The organism is Streptomyces sp. Je 1-4 4N24 (assembly GCF_026239515.1).
In the GTDB taxonomy this organism is placed as follows: Bacteria; Actinomycetota; Actinomycetes; order Streptomycetales; family Streptomycetaceae; genus Streptomyces; species Streptomyces nigrescens.
Genome location: NZ_CP110836.1, coordinates 149,678 through 169,380 on the forward strand (window position 1 = coordinate 149,678; position 19,703 = coordinate 169,380).

General features: G+C 69.3%; 16 protein-coding genes and 3 pseudogenes. 13 read left to right on the forward strand and 6 right to left on the reverse strand.

Annotated elements, in window-relative coordinates; all coding sequences use genetic code 11:
• The first annotated feature begins 109 nt into the window (after nt 1-109).
• The 8 genes from SLV14N_RS00700 to metC all read left to right on the forward strand — a co-directional run bounded on the left by SLV14N_RS00700 (nt 110) and on the right by metC (nt 9,598).
• Nucleotides 110-670, forward strand: coding sequence for a hypothetical protein (locus SLV14N_RS00700; protein WP_263267474.1), 561 nt, complete (start codon nt 110-112; stop codon nt 668-670).
• Between the two features lie 336 nt (nt 671-1,006).
• Nucleotides 1,007-1,744 carry a right-handed parallel beta-helix repeat-containing protein gene (locus tag SLV14N_RS00705; protein WP_263267476.1) on the forward strand — a complete coding sequence of 246 codons (738 nt, stop codon included), beginning with the start codon at nt 1,007-1,009 and terminating at the stop codon, nt 1,742-1,744.
• A 635-nt stretch (nt 1,745-2,379) separates the two neighbouring features.
• A complete protein-coding gene (locus SLV14N_RS00710) occupies nt 2,380-3,669 on the forward strand; it encodes an ATP-grasp domain-containing protein (RefSeq protein ID WP_208687513.1) in 1,290 nt (429 codons plus the stop codon).
• A 127-nt stretch (nt 3,670-3,796) separates the two neighbouring features.
• Complete coding sequence (locus tag SLV14N_RS00715) at nt 3,797-5,065, forward strand: radical SAM protein (protein WP_208687512.1); 1,269 nt, start codon at nt 3,797-3,799, stop codon at nt 5,063-5,065.
• A gap of 15 nt (nt 5,066-5,080) precedes the next feature.
• Complete coding sequence (locus SLV14N_RS00720; RefSeq protein WP_263267478.1) at nt 5,081-6,292, forward strand: acetyl-CoA carboxylase biotin carboxylase subunit family protein; 1,212 nt, start codon at nt 5,081-5,083, stop codon at nt 6,290-6,292.
• Nucleotides 6,289-7,158 carry a sulfurtransferase gene (locus SLV14N_RS00725; protein ID WP_208687510.1) on the forward strand — a complete coding sequence of 290 codons (870 nt, stop codon included), beginning with the start codon at nt 6,289-6,291 and terminating at the stop codon, nt 7,156-7,158. Before SLV14N_RS00720 ends, SLV14N_RS00725 begins: the two co-directional genes overlap by 4 nt.
• Nucleotides 7,158-8,411, forward strand: coding sequence for an MFS transporter (locus tag SLV14N_RS00730; protein ID WP_263267479.1), 1,254 nt, complete (start codon nt 7,158-7,160; stop codon nt 8,409-8,411). The genes SLV14N_RS00725 and SLV14N_RS00730 overlap by 1 nt, the downstream gene beginning before the upstream one ends.
• The gene (metC, locus tag SLV14N_RS00735; protein ID WP_263267481.1) at nt 8,408-9,598 is read left to right on the forward strand and encodes a cystathionine beta-lyase; all 1,191 of its coding nucleotides are present in this window, start codon (nt 8,408-8,410) and stop codon (nt 9,596-9,598) included. The genes SLV14N_RS00730 and metC overlap by 4 nt, the downstream gene beginning before the upstream one ends.
• A 122-nt stretch (nt 9,599-9,720) precedes the next feature.
• On the opposite strand, the pseudogene SLV14N_RS00740 reads toward metC, so the two are convergent.
• Nucleotides 9,721-10,023, reverse strand: a pseudogene (locus SLV14N_RS00740) (hypothetical protein); the annotation flags it as partial.
• A gap of 788 nt (nt 10,024-10,811) precedes the next feature.
• Between SLV14N_RS00740 and SLV14N_RS00745 the strand changes: the two are divergent.
• Nucleotides 10,812-11,321, forward strand: a complete 510-nt coding sequence (locus tag SLV14N_RS00745; protein ID WP_263267482.1) for a hypothetical protein — start codon at nt 10,812-10,814, stop codon at nt 11,319-11,321.
• Between the two features lie 280 nt (nt 11,322-11,601).
• Here the strand turns inward: SLV14N_RS00745 and SLV14N_RS00750 are convergent, their stop codons facing one another.
• A complete protein-coding gene (locus tag SLV14N_RS00750; protein ID WP_263267484.1) occupies nt 11,602-12,033 on the reverse strand; it encodes a GNAT family N-acetyltransferase in 432 nt (143 codons plus the stop codon).
• Between the two features lie 297 nt (nt 12,034-12,330).
• On the opposite strand from SLV14N_RS00750, the pseudogene SLV14N_RS00755 reads away from it, so the two are divergent.
• Nucleotides 12,331-12,753 (forward strand): annotated as a pseudogene (locus SLV14N_RS00755) (transposase); the annotation flags it as partial.
• Nucleotides 12,754-12,879: 126 nt separating this feature from the next.
• On the forward strand, nt 12,880-13,290 hold the full coding sequence (locus tag SLV14N_RS00760) for a VOC family protein (RefSeq protein ID WP_263267486.1): 411 nt from the start codon (nt 12,880-12,882) through the stop codon (nt 13,288-13,290).
• A gap of 188 nt (nt 13,291-13,478) precedes the next feature.
• On the opposite strand, the gene SLV14N_RS00765 is transcribed toward SLV14N_RS00760, so the two are convergent.
• On the reverse strand, nt 13,479-14,465 hold the full coding sequence (locus SLV14N_RS00765; RefSeq protein ID WP_263267487.1) for an MsnO8 family LLM class oxidoreductase: 987 nt from the start codon (nt 14,463-14,465) through the stop codon (nt 13,479-13,481).
• 430 nt (nt 14,466-14,895) lie between these two features.
• Between SLV14N_RS00765 and SLV14N_RS00770 the strand changes: the two are divergent.
• A pseudogene (locus tag SLV14N_RS00770) lies at nt 14,896-15,084 on the forward strand (transposase); the annotation flags it as partial.
• Between the two features lie 5 nt (nt 15,085-15,089).
• On the opposite strand, the gene SLV14N_RS00775 reads toward SLV14N_RS00770, so the two are convergent.
• The 3 genes from SLV14N_RS00775 to SLV14N_RS00785 all read right to left on the reverse strand — a co-directional run bounded on the left by SLV14N_RS00775 (nt 15,090) and on the right by SLV14N_RS00785 (nt 18,441).
• Entirely contained in the window at nt 15,090-15,575 is a 486-nt protein-coding gene (locus SLV14N_RS00775; protein WP_263267488.1) for a hypothetical protein, read from the reverse strand.
• 557 nt (nt 15,576-16,132) lie between these two features.
• Nucleotides 16,133-17,218, reverse strand: a complete 1,086-nt coding sequence (locus SLV14N_RS00780) for a PP2C family protein-serine/threonine phosphatase (protein ID WP_311044715.1) — start codon at nt 17,216-17,218, stop codon at nt 16,133-16,135.
• Nucleotides 17,219-17,709: 491 nt separating this feature from the next.
• Complete coding sequence (locus SLV14N_RS00785; RefSeq protein ID WP_208687502.1) at nt 17,710-18,441, reverse strand: TetR/AcrR family transcriptional regulator; 732 nt, start codon at nt 18,439-18,441, stop codon at nt 17,710-17,712.
• 95 nt (nt 18,442-18,536) lie between these two features.
• On the opposite strand from SLV14N_RS00785, the gene SLV14N_RS00790 reads away from it, so the two are divergent.
• Complete coding sequence (locus SLV14N_RS00790) at nt 18,537-19,478, forward strand: alpha/beta fold hydrolase (RefSeq protein ID WP_263267489.1); 942 nt, start codon at nt 18,537-18,539, stop codon at nt 19,476-19,478.
• Nucleotides 19,479-19,703: the final 225 nt, after the last annotated feature.

Genomic DNA, 19,703 nt, shown 5'->3' on the forward strand with positions numbered 1-19,703 from the left:
GTCCCCACACGCGGGAAAAGCTCGAGCCGCTGGCGGACTCGGGGCTCAGCGGAGCAGTCCGCGCCGATGCAGTCGCCGGCATGGGCGGGCTCTGTCATAGGGTCTGTCCATGCCAATAACGAGTGACCCTCGGCCCACCATCGGGGGCCGCGCCGCCGGCATCATCGGCCTGCTGGTAGCCCTCGGCATCTGCGGCGTATCCGGATCTCAGGCCGCCGTCGCCAGCGGGCTCTTGGGCACTGCCGGCAAGCTGACCGTCAGCGAGTGCCACGGCGGTGGTGGCGGCCGCGGAGGCATGCGCCACTGCTACGGCACCTTCCGCCCGGCCGAGGCCGGTGACAGCGATGGCCTGTCGAGCGATCCGCACGCCCGAGTGAACACACGGGAGGCCGAACCCGGCGACACGCTCCAGGTCCGCAAGGGCAGCGGAGGCTACGTCGTCGCCGGCATGGGCTCGGCCTGGGCCCTCATCGCCTTCGCCTTCCTGGGCCTGCTGATCGGCTCAGCTGCACTTCCCGTGACGGCGAGCGGCATCTTTCCGCGAAGGGGCACGGGTCAGGACCTCTTCGCCGCGGTACGCGGCACCCGGCTCGCCTGGATCGCCAAGCGCCTGGCGCTCATGTCCGTCGCCGGAATAGCCGTCTCTGCCTACCTGGCCTGGTTGTTCTGACCTTGATCAGAACAACTCTCGCCGGTCCACCACGGAATACACGTCTCTCCGGTCCACCACGGAATACACGTCTCTCCGGTCCCACACGGCATACATTGCCCTCGGCGGTGGCGTACGCAAGCGCATCGGGGACCACTTCACTCTGATCCAGAGCACCTCCGGACAAGCCGCTGACCAGCCCGGACAGCCGTACGGCTGTCCCGGACAGCGAAAGCCATTGCCGGAAGGGATCCGGTCCCCCAGGCTCGGTTGCTGTCGCGGCGGCCGGCCCCACCGGGGGAAGGTCCGGCCGCCGCGGCCCACCACCCCACCCGACCACCGGACAGGAGTCGTCCCATGCCCACGCACGCCCGCCGCCTCGTACCGACCGCCGCCCTCACCACCGCCCTCGGCACCGCGCTGCTGCTCGGCGGCATGGCCGAGCCGAGCTGGGGTGCCGCCGTCGCCAGGTACCCCGGGCAGGTCAAGTGCCCTAAAGGCGACTACCAGTTGTGCATCGACGGCGGCCCCGGTGGCTTCACCATCAGCGGCAGGAAGTTCTCCGGCCACGACAACGCGATCCTGCTGAGGAACGTCTCGAACGTCACGGTCAGCGGGAACACGTTCAAGAACCTCAGCGGCTCCACCGGCTACGCCGCCGTCCACGTGAAGAACTCCTCCGGCATCGCAATCCGGAAGAACACCTTTTCCGGGCTGCGCAACGGCGGGAAAATGCACGGTGTCTACCTGGTGCAGACCTCACGCAGCAGCATCACCGGCAACAAGTTCTCGTCGATCACCGGTGACCCCGTACGGATCAGGGACGGCAGCCGGAACAACGCGGTGAGCGGGAACACCTTCACCAAGTCCGGCCAGTACGCCCTGTTCAGCGAGTGGGGCCGGCTGGAGAAGGGCGAGACCTGCGGTCGCGGCAATGTCTTCAAGGGCAACAAGTACGGAACCGGCTACTCCGGCAAGCGGCTCCCGCTGATCAGGTGGGGCGGCAAGGGCGGCGGCAGCACCGGCCTCAAGCTCACCTGGAACAACTGCAGGAAGGCGAGCATCGTCAACAAGGGCAGCAACAGCAAGCTGTAGGGCCGAAACCGCAGGTCCGCGCAGCGAGCGATGGCGGCGCCCACAACGGGGGCGCCGCCCCTCGTTCGCCGTACGGGGCCTGCGTCTCCTCGCGAGCCAGAGGCATGTGATTTGCGTAGATTCTCCGGGTCCTGGGGCCGTGCCCACCCAAGGCGGGGACGAATGGCTGTCGTCAAGGAGGACTGTCACGTCCTGTCTGAAAGCAGCCCCCGGCCCGGGCGTCAGCTCCCCCTTGCGCCCAGCGCGCTGACCTGGCGCAGAGGACGCGGCGCCAGGTGCTGCCGCTCGTTTCGGGGCGGGTTGGGGTGAGGGTGAAATCGACCGGAAGACATAAGGGGCGGATATGAGACAGGCATCGACTGGTTCCGGCCAATCCCCTGGACCATAGGATTTGTTGCAGGTCAGAGCGGACTTTCTGGCAAGTCAAGCTTTGCGCATATCTGTTGACAGCGAGTGAGTGCCGCTGCGACCTTGTCTTCGCCTGAGCCACTCGAACGGTCGGTCGTCGCGTTGCGGCCCCTGTTTGCCGTTGGCTCGGTTCATGTGGTCCCGGTGTCGTCGGCGGACGTTCCCGGACCTGAAGAAAACGGGGGGCCAGACGTGTATCGCAGCATGCAAACCAGAAAGACCTTGTCGTGACCCTGGTGGTCATCGGTGCCAACCCGACGGTCGCGCGAGCGGCCGAGGCTCTCCCCGGTGATCTCCTTCATGTTCAGCTGCCCGGGGCTCCGGCCCTCGACCGGAACGACGGCCGGATGACCGGCACACGGCAGGTGCACACCGTCGACTTCCACGACGGCCCGGCCTTCCTCGCGTTCGTCGACGAGGTGCTCAAGCCGTTGTCGCCCACCGCCGTCGTCTCGCTGACCGAGCTGGGTCTGGAGCCGGCGGCCGCGGCGGCGGAGCGGCTCGGCGTGCGGGGGGTCGCCCCCGCGGTCGTCCGGCGCACCCGCGACAAGCTGGAGATGCGGCGGGTCCTCGAACGGAAGGCGCCGCATCTGAACCCGGCCTTCGCCTCCGGCGGCGACCCGGACGCGGTGGCCCGGCTGTTCGCCGGGCACACCCCCGTGGTGGCCAAGCCCGTCAGCGGCGTCGGCAGCAATGCCGTGGCTCTGGTGGACCGTGCTGCGGACCTGCCGGCGGACCGCCGGACAGGCGGCACACTGCTCGAAGCCTTCGTCGGCGGGCTGGAGTTCAGCGTGGAGACGCTGTCCGCCGGCGGCCGGCACACCGTCGTGGGTATCGCCCAGAAGGGGACAACGGGCGGCTTCGTCGAGGTCAGCCACATGATGCCGCCTCCGGCACTGGACGCCGGCGGGCGGGCACGGGTCGAGGAGGCGGTCGGACAGCTGCTCGACGCCCTCGGGCTGACGGACGGGCCGAGCCACACCGAGGTGAAGGTGGACGGCGACCGCGTCATCGTGATCGAGACGCACAACCGCCTCGGTGGCGACGGCATCGCCGACCTGGTGCGGCTGACCACAGGCATCGACTGGCGGGTCGCCGCCCTCGGATGGGCGGTCGGCGCGGGAGTGCCACGCGGGCAGGCCGCGGCCGCCACGGCCGCGACCGTCTTCTTCACCGCACCGCCCGGCACGGTCACCGACGTCGCCCCACCACCGTCCCTGACGCACGGAACGATCGTGGAGTGGGAGGTCGCCGTGGAGCCGGGCGACCCGGTCCGCCCGCTCAGGTCCTCCACCGACCGCCTGGGCACTGCCGTCATCGCCGCCGCGGACGCGGCGGCGTGCGTGGCGGCGGTGGCCGAGCTGACGGCGCTGCCCATTGTCACCACGCAACCCGATGCCACCGTGCCCTCGGCGCGCCGCGTCGCAGACGACCGCTCCATCGCACGGCCCGAGGCCGCTCGGCCCGGCAGCACGGCCCCGCCGAGCACCGCCGCACAGCCCGCGCCCGTCGCGTAACGCGCACCACGCACCACCACCCACACGCTTCGGTCCGGGGCCGCCCTGCCACAGGGCGCCCCGGCGCCGATCGCAGCCGTACCACTCTCATCGCTCCTCACCCGACTCGACCAAGCCTGGGGGAACCATGACCGTCGACAACGCGCCGATTTCCTACGATTTCCACGGAGACGAGCCGTTCAGCACGCCGTTCCAGGAGATCAAGCCCGAGGAGATCCACATCTACCTCGACCTGGACACCAAGGTCGGAAAGAACACCTGCGGACAGAAATGTACGCACTGTTGGTTCGTCAACTACGAGAAGGTCTACGACAAGTCGTTCGCCATGGAGGAGGGCCCGCGGATCCTCTCCGGACTCCAGTCGCACGGCTACCACGTCTACCCGCGGTACGTGGACAGCTTCGCGTACGACGGTGAGTTCATGCGCATCTACGGCCCCGCCAACAACCGTGAGTTCAGACAGGAATCCGACCACAAGCCCACCGAGACGATGGAGAAGGGCGACGCCTGGACCAGCGGCCGCCCGCTGCTCGCCGACAACTACCTGGAGCTCCTCGACCTCGCCCGGGTCAACGGCTACGGCACCATCTCCATCACCTACCACGGCGTCATCGACGAGAACCTGGCCGTCATCGACGACGGCAGCTACCCGATCAAGGGCGTCTTCAGCGGGGCGAACACCGAGGAGGTGCTGCGCCGGATCGACCACTACAACGAGCACCATCGCAGCACGCTTCCCGCGGACGCCGACCGGTCGGATGCCTTCCGGGTCAACATCGGCGTCACCATCGGCCGGCACAACCACGGCCGTCAGTCCCTGGAGCGCTACGCCCACTACTTCAACAAGCTGGGCGTCGACACGGTCCGCTTCAACAACTTCTCCGACCACGGCGGCCGGCACCCCGAACTCCAGCTCAGCTACGAGGAGATCGAGCAGGCCTACCGCGACTTCAAGTGGCTGCACGAGAACGTCGAACTGGGCTTCCAGCTCGGCGTGAGTGAGGACTTCGGGACCTTCGGGATCAAGGCGATGGGGTTCCCCGGCCATGTCGGCTGGTGCCGGGCCGGCCGCCAGCTGTTCGCCGCCATCCCCACCGAGGAGAGTGTGCTGTCGGAGTCGGCGGACGGCCGCCGCGAGAAGATCGGTGACATCGTCGGCTGCGTCAACACCTTCGAGCCGCACCTGGGCATCCTCGTCCGCACGGTCGCCGACGGGGGCGAGGACGTCCGCTACGACCTGGAGTTCGACCACGCGGCCATCGAGGCGTTCACCAACAAGCGCCTCTCCGGCGTCTACAAGGACGGCTGCTTCGCCCGCGAACTCGCCCAGGAGCAGCAGCTGGTCTCCCGGGTCCCCGCACGCCGCCGCCTCCCTCTCGTCGAGACGACGGGCTGAAGGAGAAACACGCACATGCCGCACGTCCTCGTCTTCGCCAAGACGCCCTATGCCAAGACCCCGTACGACCGCTGGCTGGCCGGTTCCGGTGTCGTGCCGGTCATCCTCACCACCACCGAGTTCGCGGCCGGATACGGCCACTTGCCCCATGTGCACGCCTTCGACGACTACGACACCAATCAGCTCGTCGAGAAGACGGCACTGCGCCTGGCCCGCGAGCACGCCGTCACGGCCGTCTTCGCCCGCGCCGAGGCCGACGTGGTACGCGCCGCACAGCTGCGTGACCTGCTGGACCTGCCGGGACAGCGGACCGCGAGCGCTCTGGCCTTCCGCGACAAGGTGGTCATGAAGGACCACCTTGTCGGCGGTCCGGTGGAGATTCCCGCCTACCGGCCCCTGGATTCGGCCTACACCGCCCTGGAGTTCGTCGCCGAGCACGGCTATCCCGTGGTCATCAAACCGCTCTCGGAGTCCGGCTCTCTGGGTGCGGCCATCATCCGTGACGAGGCGGAGCTGGACGCCTACCTCGCCCGCCCGTGGCGCGGCGCGAGCGAGATCGAAGTGTTCGTACCCGGGCAGATGTACCACGTGGACGGGCTGGTCGTGAACGGCGAGGTGGTGTTCGCGCACCCTTTCCGCTACCTCAACGACTGTCTGTCCTTCCGGGCGAACGACTGGGTGGCCAACCTCCCGCTGACACCCCAGGACCCGGTCCACGACCGGCTGCTCAAGGCGGCACGGGCGGTGCTGGCGGAGCTGCCCACACCACCGCACACCGCCTTCCACGCGGAGCTGTGGATCACCCCCGACGACCGAACGGTGTTCTGCGAGATCGCCAGCCGGACCGGCGGCGGGATGATCAGCTCGATGGTCCGGCACGCCTTCGGCATCGATCTCGACAAGGAATGGCTGTACGCCGAATGCGGCCTCCCCAGCACCCTGGGTACCCCCGCCTACCGGCCCACCGGCGCTCTGTGCATCCCGCCGTCGAACGGCGTACTGAGCCGTCTGCCCTCCGGTGACGAGCCGGCGTGCGTCAAGGAGGTCGCGCTCACCGGCACGGTCGGCCAGGAGTTCCACGGCGGGGTCAAGTCCGGTCTCTTCCTGGCCGGTTACGTCGTCGGCGGCGACACCGAGGAGGACGTGGCAGCCAATCTGGAACATGTGGCGGCCTGGTTCGCCGACCGCGCCGAGTGGTCCCCCGCTCCCACGGGAGGCACCCGATGAACGGGCCGTCGCCCGGCGCCCTGCCGGGCCCGCTGGTCGGTACGGACTGGGTGGCGCCGCGACTGGGCACCCCCGGGCTGGTGGTGCTCGACGCCTCGATCGGCGGGCACCGCGACGCCGGCGAACGGATCCCGGGGGCGCGGCCCTTCGACATCGACGGCGCGCTGTCGGACCACTCCGGTCCGCTGCCGCACACGATGCCCGGGGGCGGGCACTTCACCCGGGAGATGCGGGCGCTCGGCGTGGACGACGGCGATACCGTCGTCGTCTACGACGGGGCGGGTCTCTACTCCAGTGCCCGCGCATGGTGGATGCTGCGGGCCATGGGCCACGACCGGGTGGCCGTGCTCGACGGCGGTCTGCCCGCCTGGCGCGCCGCCGGTCTGCCCCTGGAAACCGGCGCACCCGTGCCCGTCGCGCGCCCCGGTGACTTCACCGCACGGCCGCGTCCCGGCCTGATCGTCGGCGGCGACGAGGTCGCCGGGGCCCTGACCGATCCGGCCTCGGCGGTCCTCGACGCCCGCACCCGCGACCGCTTCGCCGGCGCGGCCGCCGAGCCCCGCCCGGGGCTGCGTCCCGGCCATATGCCCGGAGCGCTCAACCTGCCGTTCGGCGAGCTCCAACGGGACGGCCGGATGCGTCCCGCTGCGCAGCTGCGCGACGCGTTCGCCCCGCTCGCCGGGGAGCGCCGGCGGCTGCTCTTCAGCTGCGGTTCCGGTGTCACCGCCTGCATCCTGGCGCTGGGGGCCGAGCTGGCCGGATACGACGACCTTGCCGTGTACGACGGGTCCTGGAGCGAATGGGGTCTGCCGGGCGCGGACCGGCCGGTCGTCACCGGTCCGCAGAGCGGAGGGCCGTCGGCGTGATGTCCTCGCTCTCGGCCAAGTGGCGCACGTTCAGGGGGCTGTCGTCGAGCCTCAAGTCGCTGATCGTGCTGTCCTTCGTGGTCGCACTCGGCAGTTACATGGTCACCCCGTTCATCGGCGTCCTGATGGTCCAAGCGGTGGGCCTGGACGTCCGCCTGGCCGGTGTACTCGTGGCCGTCGCCACGTTCATCCAGTTCGGCGGCAGCATCCTGGGGGGCCTGGTCGTGGACCGGCTCGGCCTCAAGCGGACGATGGTCGGCTCCCTCGCCCTGCGGACCACGGGTCTGCTCCTGCTGGGGCTGGCCGTGAAGGTCCCCTGGGTCGCCTACCCGGCGGTGGTCCTCGTCGCCGCCGGGCCCGCGCTCTACCTCCCGGCGAACAAGGCGTACATCGTCACCTGCGTCTCCGACGAGCTGCGGCCGCTGTTCCTCGGCGTCAGCAGCGCGGCCCTCAACGCCGGGATGGGGCTCGGGCCGCTGCTGGCCGCCGTCCTGATCGATGCCGATCCGGTGGTGCTGCTCCTCGGCGCCGCGGCACTGTTCGGCCTGATCACCCTGGCCCACCAGCTCACCATGCGGCCCCTCGCACGCCGCCAGGACGCCCCGCCGGGCGGCGTCACCGCCGACCGGCCGGCCCCCGCCGGGAAGCTCCAGACCCTGCGCGGCGCCCTGCGACCGGTGCTCTTCACCGCGCTCGCCTTCTACCTCTATTTCTTCTTCCAGAGCTTCCTGGGCCTGTACGCCGCGGGCGTGCACAACATCCAGGTGCTCGGCTGGGCCATGCTCGTCAACTGCGCCATGATGGTGGCGCTCCAGCCGCCGCTGTCGGGCTGGATCGCGCGGGCCGACTACCGCCGTCTGGTGGCCGGATCATTCGCCCTGATGGCCGCCGGGACGGCCGTGATGTCGCTGGGGCACACCGCTGCCCTGCTGAGCGGCACCGTGCTCTTCAGCCTCGGCGAGGTCTTCCTCTTCCTGCGCTGTGACCTGGAAATGGTCGACCGCATACCCAGCAATCCGGCCTTCGCCTTCGGCGTCCAGCGGCTGACGGCGGGTGTCGGCGGCCTCCTCGCCGGCATCGTCGGCGGCTTCCTCTTCGCCCACTACGAAAGCGCACACGACCTGGGCATGTTCTGGATCGCCGTCGCCGTGCAGTGCGCCGTCGCGGCAGCCATCGCCCTGGTACTCGGCGGCCGCCGGACCGCGGCGGCCGCACCACACGACGAGCAAGCGGATCTGGAAGTGGTGTCATGACCGGCGAACCCTCGATGGAGACCCGGTTCGTGCACGCCGGATCCGACCCGCGGCAGCAGCACGGCTATGTCAACCCGCCGGTCCACCGCGCCTCGACGGTGCTCTACGAGGACGTGGCCGCGATGGATGCCTCGCAGGCCGACCCCCTCAAACGCCGGATGCCGGTCTACGGCCGCTTCGGCACACCCACCACCCGCGCCTTCGAGACGGCACTGACCGACCTGGAAGGCGGGCACGCCGCCGTCGCCACCTGCTCGGGTCTCGCGGCGATCACCACGGCGATCCTGTCGTTCGTCCGGGCCGGCGACCACATCCTCGTCAGCGACTCCGTCTATCTGCCCACCCGTAAGTTCTGCAACTCGCTGGCCGATCTGGGCGTGGAGGCGGAGTACTACGATCCCGGTGTGGACAAGTCCATCGAGGACCTGATCCGCCCCACCACGCGCCTCGTCTGCCTGGAGTCACCCGGCTCCACGACCTTCGAGGTACAGGACGTCCCGGCCGTCACGAGCGTGTGCCGTACCCACGGCGTGGTCACCCTCATCGACAACACCTGGGCCACCCCCGCCTTCCACCGCCCCCTGGAGCTGGGCGCCGATGTCGTCGTGCACTCGGCGACGAAGTACCTCACCGGTCACGCCGACAGCATCCTCGGGGCCATCGTGTGCACCGAGGACACCTACCCCGCGGTGCGCGCCACGGCGATCCGGCTCGGCCAGTACGCCGGCGCGGACGATGTCTATCTGGGCCTGCGCGGGCTCCGCACACTGGGCGTCCGGATGCGTCAGCACCATCACCAGGCCGTCGGCCTCGCCTCCTGGCTGCGCGAACAGGACGGGGTGCGCGCCGTGCTGCACCCGGCGCTGCCGGGCGACCCGGGGCACGAGCTGTGGTGCCGCGACTTCACCGGCGCCGCGGGCCTGTTCGGCCTCGAACTCGAACCCGGGCCCGGCAAGCCCGCCGTGGACGCGCTGCTGGCAGAGCTGCGGCTGTTCGGCCTCGGCCACAGCTACGGCGGCTACGAGAGCCTGATCGTCCCGGCCGATCCGGTCACCCACCGCCTCCCGGGCACCTGGACGGGCCGCGGCCCCCTCCTGCGCGTGCACGCCGGCTTCGAATCCCTCGACGATCTCAAGGAGGACCTGGCCCGGGGCCTGGCCACCCTCTCCGCCCACGCCCGGCCCTGACGTTCCTTCCCGGGCCCGGGCCGTCGAAGCCCTCCCTCGGCGTCAGCCAGGTCGAAGTCCTCCTCGGCCGTCGGCCTGGGCCTGCCACGTTCTTGACGGAGGTCACGACGTGGAGGGCCGTGTCACGGCTGGATCTTCTTCGGGGGCGGGGCGTCGCCGGGCGGCACGCCCTTCTCCGTCGCAGCGCCGCCAGGACTCACCCCAGACTCCTTGTGCTGTTGGCTGCTGTCAGGAACGGAGCTCTGGCTGTTCGCGTCACTGCCTGCATTGCGTCGCCGCTGGGCCACCCGGCGCAGATTGCTCAGCCTGCCCCTGACATCGTCGGGGGCTCGGGACACCTGTGGGCCACCCGGCCAGGGCGGTTCGGCGGGCCCCGCGACCAGATTGGCCCTGTGCACCCGCCGTGGCAGGCCGGCGGCGGTCACCGCCGAGTACTCGTCCCTGTGAGAGCCGAGCAGTCGGCTGGCTGTGACAGCAGGATGGGCGATGAGCCTCTCAGCCCACTGCCGGGTGCCTCGCGCCTCGGTGCCGGACAGTTCGACGCGGATGGCCGGGACCTGCGCGGTCTGTTCATCGAGGTGAGCCCGGACGGTGAACTTACTGCCGGGCGCGGAGTACAGGGAGGCGTGGACGCTGTCGGCGGACTCATCGGGCACGATCTGCCGGCCGCCCGCAAACAGTTCCACCTTCACGTCATCAAGCGGCACGCCAGTGGTCTGGATGACCTCAACCGTCAGGCGCCCTCCGCCCCCTGGGAGCAGCATGGCCGTGGTGTGGACGACTTCAAATCGGGGCCTGATGCTGTCGTCCCGCAGGGTGCGCTCCAGCGCCAGCTGGTCGCGCATCACATTGACCTGTTCTTCGGACGCCTTGACGGTGCGTCTCGCGCTGTGCGCCTGCCACCAGCCCACTACCGCCGCGGCGGCGGCAACGAGCGCGCTGGCAGCGGAGATGGAGTCGCCGGCGTCCATCGTCACGCCCCTGTCTTCTTGTGGTGTGCACCCTTGTTCTCCCTCACGGATGATGAGGGGTACCAGCCAGGTTCTCAGCTGAGACAGGCATCCGGGGCAGTCTTGGGCGAGCCGGTCGACTTCATGGCGATGCTCCAGGAGGGCGTCCGGGGCCTTACGGGAGTGCTTCGGCTTCTGGCTCGACTTCCGTGAAACGTGCATCGAGGTCGTCTTCCGGGCCCGAGCTCCGTAGGGTCGCAGGTATGGACATCGACGAGACCGAGTACGAGGAACTGCGACAGCTCGACCAGCTCAGGTCCGACAACCGGGTCCTGAACGCCTGGCTGACCGTCCAGCACGCAGAGTTCCCCGGCTGGGCCGAACAGGCCCCCGGCACCTGGGACTTCGGCCTCGACTCGCTCGCCCGCCTCGAAGACCTGATCCGCGACCGCTTCGTCACCGCCGAGCACGCTCAACAGGAGGAAGGCGGCGACTTCCTCCAGACCGCCTCGTGGTACGTCGGGGAAGTCCACAACCGGCACTTCGGCACCGTGTGGCAGTACCACCCCGATTCGGCGGAAATCCCCGGCGCATGGCCGTTCGTCACCGTGCCCTTCGACCGGCTCTTCGAGTTCCCCGACGAGGACGGCATCGAACCCGACAACCGGCCCCTCTACACGCCCGTCAAAAGGCTGTGCGGCATCCTCACCCCCGACAATGGACACCTCTCCACCGACCCGGACATCTACGCCCCTACCGACGCAGACATCTAGGGCGTGTCGTTCGGATCAGGGTGGATCAGGGAGCGGGGTCTGGTGCGTGCGATCGCAAGGCGGAGGAGGGAGTCGACGCGGAGCGTCGGCGAGTGACGACAACGCGGATGGGGGTCCCCCCGCGCCGTTCAGGCGTGGGGGAGTGCGTGCCAGACCCCGCGAGCCCGCCATGATCCGAACGACGCGCCCTAGGGCCGGAGGTTCAGCCCCACGTACCACCGGAGGCGTTGGGCGAACTTGCGCATCGGCACCACGGCATTCGGAGCTCAGATATGGACGCTCACTGCGCAGGTTTCATGATCATCAAGTGCTGAGGGTCGGGGAAGGGGACGAAGCCGACCTTGGCGTAGACCTCGTGGGCATCGAGGGTGGACAGGAGCGTCCGCTTGAGTTTGTAGGGGGCAAGGTGGTCGCGGACCGCAGCGGCGAGCCAGGTGCCGAGGCCTTTGCCGCGGTGTGTGGGGGCGACGTAGACATCGCAGAGCCAGGCGAAGGTCGCCAAGTCCGTGACGACACGTGCGTAAGCGACCTGTGCGCCACTGTCGTCGTAGAGGCCGAAGTTGAGCGACCCGCGGATGGACTGCTCGACTGTTTCGCGGCTGCGGCCCAGAGCCCAGAACGCGTCGGTCGAGAGCCAGTGGTGCACCAGGTCGATGTCGAGGCGTTCCGGGTCGGTGGCGACCTCGTATCCGTCTTCCCTGCGAGTGATCATGACCAGGCATAGTAGGGCTGAGGACTGCCGTGCAGCCAGCAGTTTTGAGGGCCCTCTCCCCTGTGGGTCACTGGGTCAAGCGCCCCCGTATCCGGCGGTACGCGTTGCGGGTGTGCCGGCCGCTTCCTCAGCAGCTCGGTGGAGTCCCCCTCGTCCAGGTGCGCTCAGGGTCATGTCCTCAGTGCGTCTCCAGCACACCGCCGGCCCATGAGTAGCCGCACCAGCGGCCTGCTCAGCATCCCTTGAGCCCTATTACGCATTTCGCAACCAGACGACCTCAAGAGCAAGCTTGGCTCGTTCCTCCGCAGATTCGATCTTGAGCACACCTTCAGAATGATCAAGCAGACGCTCGGCTGGGCCCGCCCGAAGCTCCGCGCCCCCGAGGCCGCGGACCGCTGGACGTGGCTCGTGATCGCGGCCCACACGCAGCTGCGGCTCACCCGCGAGGCCGCTGCTGATCTCCGCCGACCCTGGGAGAAGCCGACCGAGCCAGCTCGCCTCACCCCCGCCAGGGTCCGCCGAGGGTTTCGGAACCTCCGCCCGCACCTGCACTGCCCAGCCCGTGCACCGAAACCCGCAACACCCGGACCAGGCAGGCCAGTCGGGTCCAGGAACCGTCATCTCACCACCCGTCACGACGTGGGCAAAACGACCAGGCGACCCGAGATCATCACCGAACGCAATCGCCTCAAAGGCCGCAAAGATCAAATAACAAGCTGAGCGACTCTGCCGGGGATCTTGGAGCTGTCGATGTCAGCTGACCGGCGTGCTGCCAGGGCTCGGACGATTGTCAGTGCCCGTTGCTACGTTCAAGCCGTTCGAATCACTCACGCCAAGGAGCATCAGATGGGATCTCAACTCAACCCGTGCCTCGCCTTCAACGGGAACGCACGGCACGCGATCGAGTTCTACCAGGACGTCCTCGGCGGCCAGCTGGATATGGGTACCTACGCCGAATACGGCTCGCCGGACGTGCCTCACCCCGACAAGATCATGCACGCCACGCTCCGCACCCCAGACGGCTACACGCTGATGGCATGGGACGTTCGGGAAGAGATGCCCCACACCCCAGGCAACAACGTCGCGGTCTTCCTCGACGGCGACGACGCCCAACTCCGCGACTACTTCGAGAGGCTGTCCGCCGGCGGCACCGTGACGCTGCCCCTGGAGAAGCAGTCATGGGGTGACGAGGCCGGCTCGCTCGTCGACCAGTTCGGGATCACCTGGATGGTCAACATCACCCAGCAGCCCAGATAGACCACGGGGCAGCATCAACGTCCGATTCCGGGGTTAAAAGACAAGCTCAGAGCCTGGGGTTGAACCTTGCTCGTGTGCGTGCTGAGTCCCGGCGTGCCCTCCCGCCGGGAGATGTAGCCCATGGTGGCTGCGGATCACGCGGCGGGAGAGGGCACCGGCACCGGCACCGGCACCGCCCAACGTGGTTCCTACGGTGCTGCCGTGGCCTCGGAATACTTCTTGATGAGTTCGTAGGAGCGAATGCGGTCGCCGAGGTCGTAGACGGGCGTGGTCAGCATCAGTTCGTCCGCTCCGGTCTCACCGGCCAGTCGTGTGAGCCGACGCATGACGGTCTCGGGGGTCCCGACGGCTTGCTGTGCACGGAAGCCGGCCAGCGCCTGTCGCTCCTGCGCCGTGAAGTGGTGGGCAGCGGCGTCCGCGGGTGTGGGGAAGGGGATCTCGCTCAGGCCCTTGAGGAGCCCGGCTTTGATGACGTCCATCGGTCCGATCCGCCACGCGGCCTCCCCTTCCGTCTCGGCGCACACCGTCTCCACGCACACCAGCACCCGGGGCCGCTCGCACCAGCGCGACGGGGTGAACGCCGCCCGGTAACGCTCCAGCACTGCTTGGGTGTTGTCCGGCCGGATGTGGTGTGCGACGGCGATCGGCAGGCCCAGTCCCGCGGCGAGAGCGGCACCTGCGGTGCTGGAGGCCAGCAGCCACGGCTCCGGCAGCGGGCCGAGTGCGACTTCGTCGACCAGAAAGGACAGGATCGCGGCCACGTCGCCCTCGTACTCCGCATCCGTCGTCGGTCCGGCACCGCGGCGCAGCGCCCGGGCGATGGCCTCGTCGAAGGTGCCAGGGCCACGGCCGATGCCCAGATCGATGCGGTCCGGGTGCAAGGCAGCCAGCGTTCCGAACTGCTCCGCCAGCGTGATCGGCGCGTGGTTGGGCGCCAGCACTCCGCCCGAACCGAGACGGATGGCCGATGTCGAAGCGGCAGCGTGCGCGGTCAACACCACCGGCGGGAACGCGCCGATGGCGGGCGAATGGTGATGCTCGGCGTACCAGATCCGGTGGTAGCCCAGCCGTTCCACTCCCTGTGCGAAGGCCGCGGTGTCGCGCAGAGTATCCACGGCTCGGGTGCCCGTCTGGACCATTGCGACTTCAAGCGCTGAAAGAGGTATATCCAACATGTCGTCAGCATAGAGATCTTGCGTGCGGCGAGGGGGCGTTGATCTTGCTTGTGACTCCCTCCCCAACCAGGGCGACCGGTCGGAAAACCCGGGGCCGGCAACAGCTTTCCACTCCATCACGGGCATGAGGCCGGCAGAACGGCCATGGGGGCGGCAGACATGTCATGCCCGTACCGCCCCGGGCAGCCGCCCCCCGTTGCCTTTTTCGTGGCTTCGCAATGGGGCCTCCGGCCTTCGGGTCCGGCATGACTCCCCCCTTGTTGTTGATGATCCGGGGGGGGTGGTGTCACCGGGTCCGGAGGCATCGACGGACCGCTGATGAGGGGCTTGAGCACCGGTTTCACCCGGGTCGGAGGAGCTCTCCGTAACGTGGATGTGGCAGCTCGGTGCCGTGGCAGGCCGGACGAAAGCGTGATGGAGGGGCCTGCACGTGATCGACACCGGCGACATCGACGTCTTCCTCGGGCTGGATGTCGGCAAGGGCGAACACCACGCCACCGCCGTCACCCCGGCCGGGAAGAAGGCGTTCGACAAGCGCCTGCCCCATACCGAGCCCAAGCTCCGTGAGCTGTTCGCGAAGCTCCAGGCCAAGCACGGGACCATGCTCGTGGTCGTCGACCTCAGTCACCTGACCTGCGGGTGTGCGAGGAGCACGACTCGATCGGCCTCGACATCGAAGCCGAGCACCGGATGGCCATAGTCGCCCTCCGGAGCCATCAGCACCGGCTTGCCCAGCCGCCGCCCGATCTCCCGGAGGAAGCCGCAGAACACATCAAGTCGCTCCTGACCCTGCAACTCCCGCAGGTCGATGTCGAAGTCAACTTCATCGTCGGTATGAAAACGGAAGATCGCCAAAACATCGGCCGTCGGCCAGACCCACAGGTCTGGGCACTCAGCATCCGCCGGGCGGGACAGCACCGCCTCCGCCGGCGGCACCGGAAGCACCAACCCTCCCTCGGAGTACTGGGACTTCCAGCCCTTCTCCGCGACAAGATCGAGGACCGCCTGCCAGTCCTCCACCGAGGCATCCGGGACACGCACGTCCGGCAATGACCCCATCAAGTCCGGGTCGAAGAAGGACTTCACGTCATCCCACAGCAGGTCGGCCACCCCGCCATGCTGCCCAGCTCGCCGAGCCGCCGCACCCCCGTTTCCCTTGACCAAAGACATAGGGGCACCCCCGCAGGGCCGTCAGCAACCCCCACGCCGCACCGCTTCGGATGCAGCGGGGCAGCCCCTGGGTGGTTGCCTGACCGACCCCTTACCCCACCGATCGCACAGGCGGCCGCGGTGGGACGGAGACGGATGCGTAGGGCCGCCGCGGCCCGGAGGTCAGTGCCGGAGTGTGTAATGCCGAAGTCGGGAACGGGTGTCCTTCGCCGTCAGGCCGTGGGAAGACCCGCGCTCCTCGCTCTGCCACTCCATGACATCCGCCTCGCGGACGTGCGGCCGCTGCTCCCGGAAGAGGTCGGGTGCGGTGTGTCGAGCAAGGGACGCTGACGTGGGCGCCGACTCGGTGAGCTGATGTGTGGGAAAGCCCGTAGATCCGTTGCGACGCGCTGCCGCCTGATCTCTGAGCCACTTCGATCGGCGGCGGGCACAGGAGGCAGTGGCCGGAGGTCTGCATGGCCGCGCGGGTGGAACGCCGGGCCGCCGGTGGCCGGCCGTCAACCAGGCCGGGCGAGGAGATCCTGTTGTGGCAGCGGCCGGTGCAGCGCGAGCAGGGCCTGATCGTCCTGGGGTGCACCGCCGCTGTGGCGGCTGACGTCGCGGGCCAGGAGGTCGAGGACCGTCGAGGGGTCCGGGAAATGGCTGGTCTGGCGGAGGTAGGACTGCACCATACGCGGGACCCGGTCCGCGGGGTCATAGAAGACGCCGGCAGGATCACGCGCCTCGGTGACGCCGTCGGTGAAGCAGAGCAGCATCGCCCCGGGCGGGAACGGGTACGTCTCCACCGGTGATGACCAGTCCCCCAGACCGGTGATGCCCAAGGGCGGCGCCGCCTCCTCCGGCTCCAGCACCCGCGCCCGGCCGTCCGCATGCAGCAGCACAGGGGCGGGATGGCCGCGGTTGACGATATGGACCTGGCTCAGATCGTCGGCGAACTGAACGATCAGGGCAGTGGTGAACCCCTCCGTCGCATCCAGGCCCTCCCGGCGCTGGCTTTCGCGCCACAGGGCCTCTTCCATGCACCCCACCAGGGCAGGCAGGTCGGGTTCATGGTCGGCGGCATAGCGGAAGACCCCGATGTCGACGCTGACCGCCGTAACGGCGGAGAGCCCCTTGCCCCGCACGTCGCCGACCATGGCGCGCACCCCGAACGGAGTCTCCTGCATCACGTAGAGATCGCCGCCGATCAGCGCCATGTCCTCGGCCGGCACATAGCGGGCGGCGATCCGCAGGTCCCCCAGCCGGCTCGGAGGGCTGGGCAGCACGGCCCGCTGGGCCACCTCCGCGGCGTAGCGTGCCCGGCTCGCGCTCGCGTGCTGCATGCGCAGGGACCGGTTCAAGCCGACCGCCAGCGCGGTGACGGACGCCAGCGTGATCTGAACCGCCGCGTCGCCCTGCCAGTCGTACGAGCCGGCGACGAACGCCAGGCCCGCCTGCACCACCATGGCCGTAAGGCCGACACCGACGATCCCCACCGGGCCGAACAGCGAAACCGCCGTCACCGGCGCCACGGCCAAGAGAGGAGCTGATGACACCGAGGTAGGCGTCAGCAGATCCACCAACGCCGCAAGAGCGATCACCACGGCCGGTACCCAACGGCGTACCCGTGACCACACCGGCAACACCCTCATCAGACCATGATGCCTCCCTGCACGCCCACGACGACGGAACTGTCCGCGTCGACACCTCCGCCGCAGCCAAACAGCCGACATCGCGATTGGTCATCCGGGGCAGAGCAGCTTCCAGAAGGGCTGTGGCGCCGACCTGCTCGTTTGCTCGGTCTTCCGCGGCGGCGGCATCCTCCGGAGCCCGCTGCCGCTCGTGCTCCTCAGCCCGGGTGCGCGCGTCGCGTTCTCGCCGGGAGACCGTCCCAGGCCGTGTGAGCCGTGGCTCCGCGGCACAGGCCGGGCACCGCTGCGTGTGACACTCAGTGCCTGCGAGGGCGGGACCGGGGCCGCGGGGCCAGGGCCGCAGGGTTACCGGCCCTGGCGCATTCGGGGCTGAGCGGCCGGCCCTCTTCGTCCGAGACCGGCCTCGACCGCCACGTAGCGGCGGCGGCCGCCGGGCCTCGGGCCTACGTTTCGGTCTCCTCGTCGGCCTCGGCCGCAGTGATGTCGACGAGCACGAGCCCGGTGAGCACCCGGTGCATGGTCCGCTCGAACAGCAGCTGGGGATCTTCTGCCGGGTCCGCTCCCGTGTGATCGGCCATGGCGGCCGCGACATGTGGATGATCTCCGTGGGAGGCCGTCCGGGTCAGGTAGGCGGCCTGCGCCGCCTGGCGGTCGGTGGCTGCGCGGCCGACCTGGGTTTCTGCCCGGGCGAACTGCGCGACCAAGGCGCTCATCAGGGCGACGATTTCCATCTTGGTCCGGCCGGGCAGCCGGACTGGCGCCATCGCCCGCAGCGCGTATTCCAGGAAATCCATGCCCCGCGGCCCCAGCCGCAGAGGTTCCGGCGGGACGTCGGGCAGCCAGGGGTGCCGCAGATGGACGGCCTTGGCCCGGGCCGCCAGGGCGACCAAGTCCTCCACGGGATCGCCGTGGAGCGGGACGTCGAGGTCGATCTCTCCCGTCACCGCGTCCGTCATCAGGTCGAGCAGGTCGTCACGGCCGGAGACGTAGCGGTAAAGGGATGCCTGGCCGGTTCCCAGCTCCTTGGCCACCTGGCGCATGGACACCGCCGGCAGCCCGCCCTGGTCCGCGAGCTCGACGGCGACAGCGGTCAGCTCTGCGTGGCTGTGGACAGCCACGGGGCCGCGGGCACCGCGTCCGGCCCGCGCCCAGACCGTCACAGGTTCCTGAGCCACTCGTCCACCCGCCTCCTCCGCTCCCCTGGTGTCTCCACTACTCTAAAACCGCGAACACCGATCGCAGTTATTGGTCACAGTTATGGGAGGTTCTCGTGTCCCCAACCCCGAAACACCTGTGGAGCCCGGTCCGCTGGGCTGAAAACGGCGCGGTGCGGCTGGCCTTCGACTCGCTGACCGAAGGGGCCGACGGTGAGCCACTGCTGCTGGCCACGGGGCTGGGCGCCAACCGGCTGTGGTTTCCGGACGGGCTGTGCCGGGTGCTGGCCGCGCAGGGCTTCGCCGTGGCCCGGTACGACCAGCGCGACGGCGGCGAGTCGACCCACCTGCCGGCCACCCCCACCCGCAACCCCATCTCCGCACTCTTCGCCAAGCGTGAAGAGGCATACACGGCGGAGGACATGGCAGATGATGCCGTCGCCGTCTTGGACGCACTGGGGTGGCGGTCGGCACACCTGCTGGGCGTCTCCCTCGGTGGAGCCGTCGCACAACGCGTGGCGCTGCGGCACCCGGGCCGCGTCCGAAGCCTCACCTCCATGGCCGCCGTACCCGGTGACACCTCGGGACTGCGGGCCATGCGGTACATACGGATGAGGACCCTGGCGAAGTTCGCCCGCCTGAAGTTCCCCGACACCCCCGAGGGGGCCGTCGCGGCCGGCGTTGCCGTCTCCCGCCTCCTCGCCTCACCCCACCGCCCCTTCGACGAGCCGGCCGCACGGGAAGCGGCCGAGCGCAACGCCGACCGCGGCATCCACGACCAGCAGGCACAGAGCCGCCAGATCGGTGCCCAATGGCACGGCCCGCCGATCAGCGCCGTCACCCGGCCCACGCTCATCCTCCACGGGGAGGACGACCCGCTCATCAAGCCCAGCGCAGGCAAGGCAATCGCCTCCCGGATCCACCACTCGCGCCTGGTCCTGCTGCCGCAAGTAGGCCATGAAATCCCCGCATGCACGTGGGACACCGTCGCCACCGAAATCCGCACCCTGGCCACCGACTCCCGCCAACTGCCCCTGCCCCCAGCGCCGGGCAGCTGAAGGCACGCAGACGCAGACCCGCCCTGCGGTGCCAACGAAGTGGTCTCCGGAGGCCCAATGCAACGAAAGGGACAGGGGCTTCGCGGATTTCACGAGGCGACACGAGCGATCGAGGTGGCCGGGTGCCGCTGCGCCCACGCTTCAGCCGGTCGCAGCCGCCGCCTGAGCAGGTGCGGATCTGCGGTCCCGGAATTGGATGGCATGGATGGTGTGATGCCCTCTACT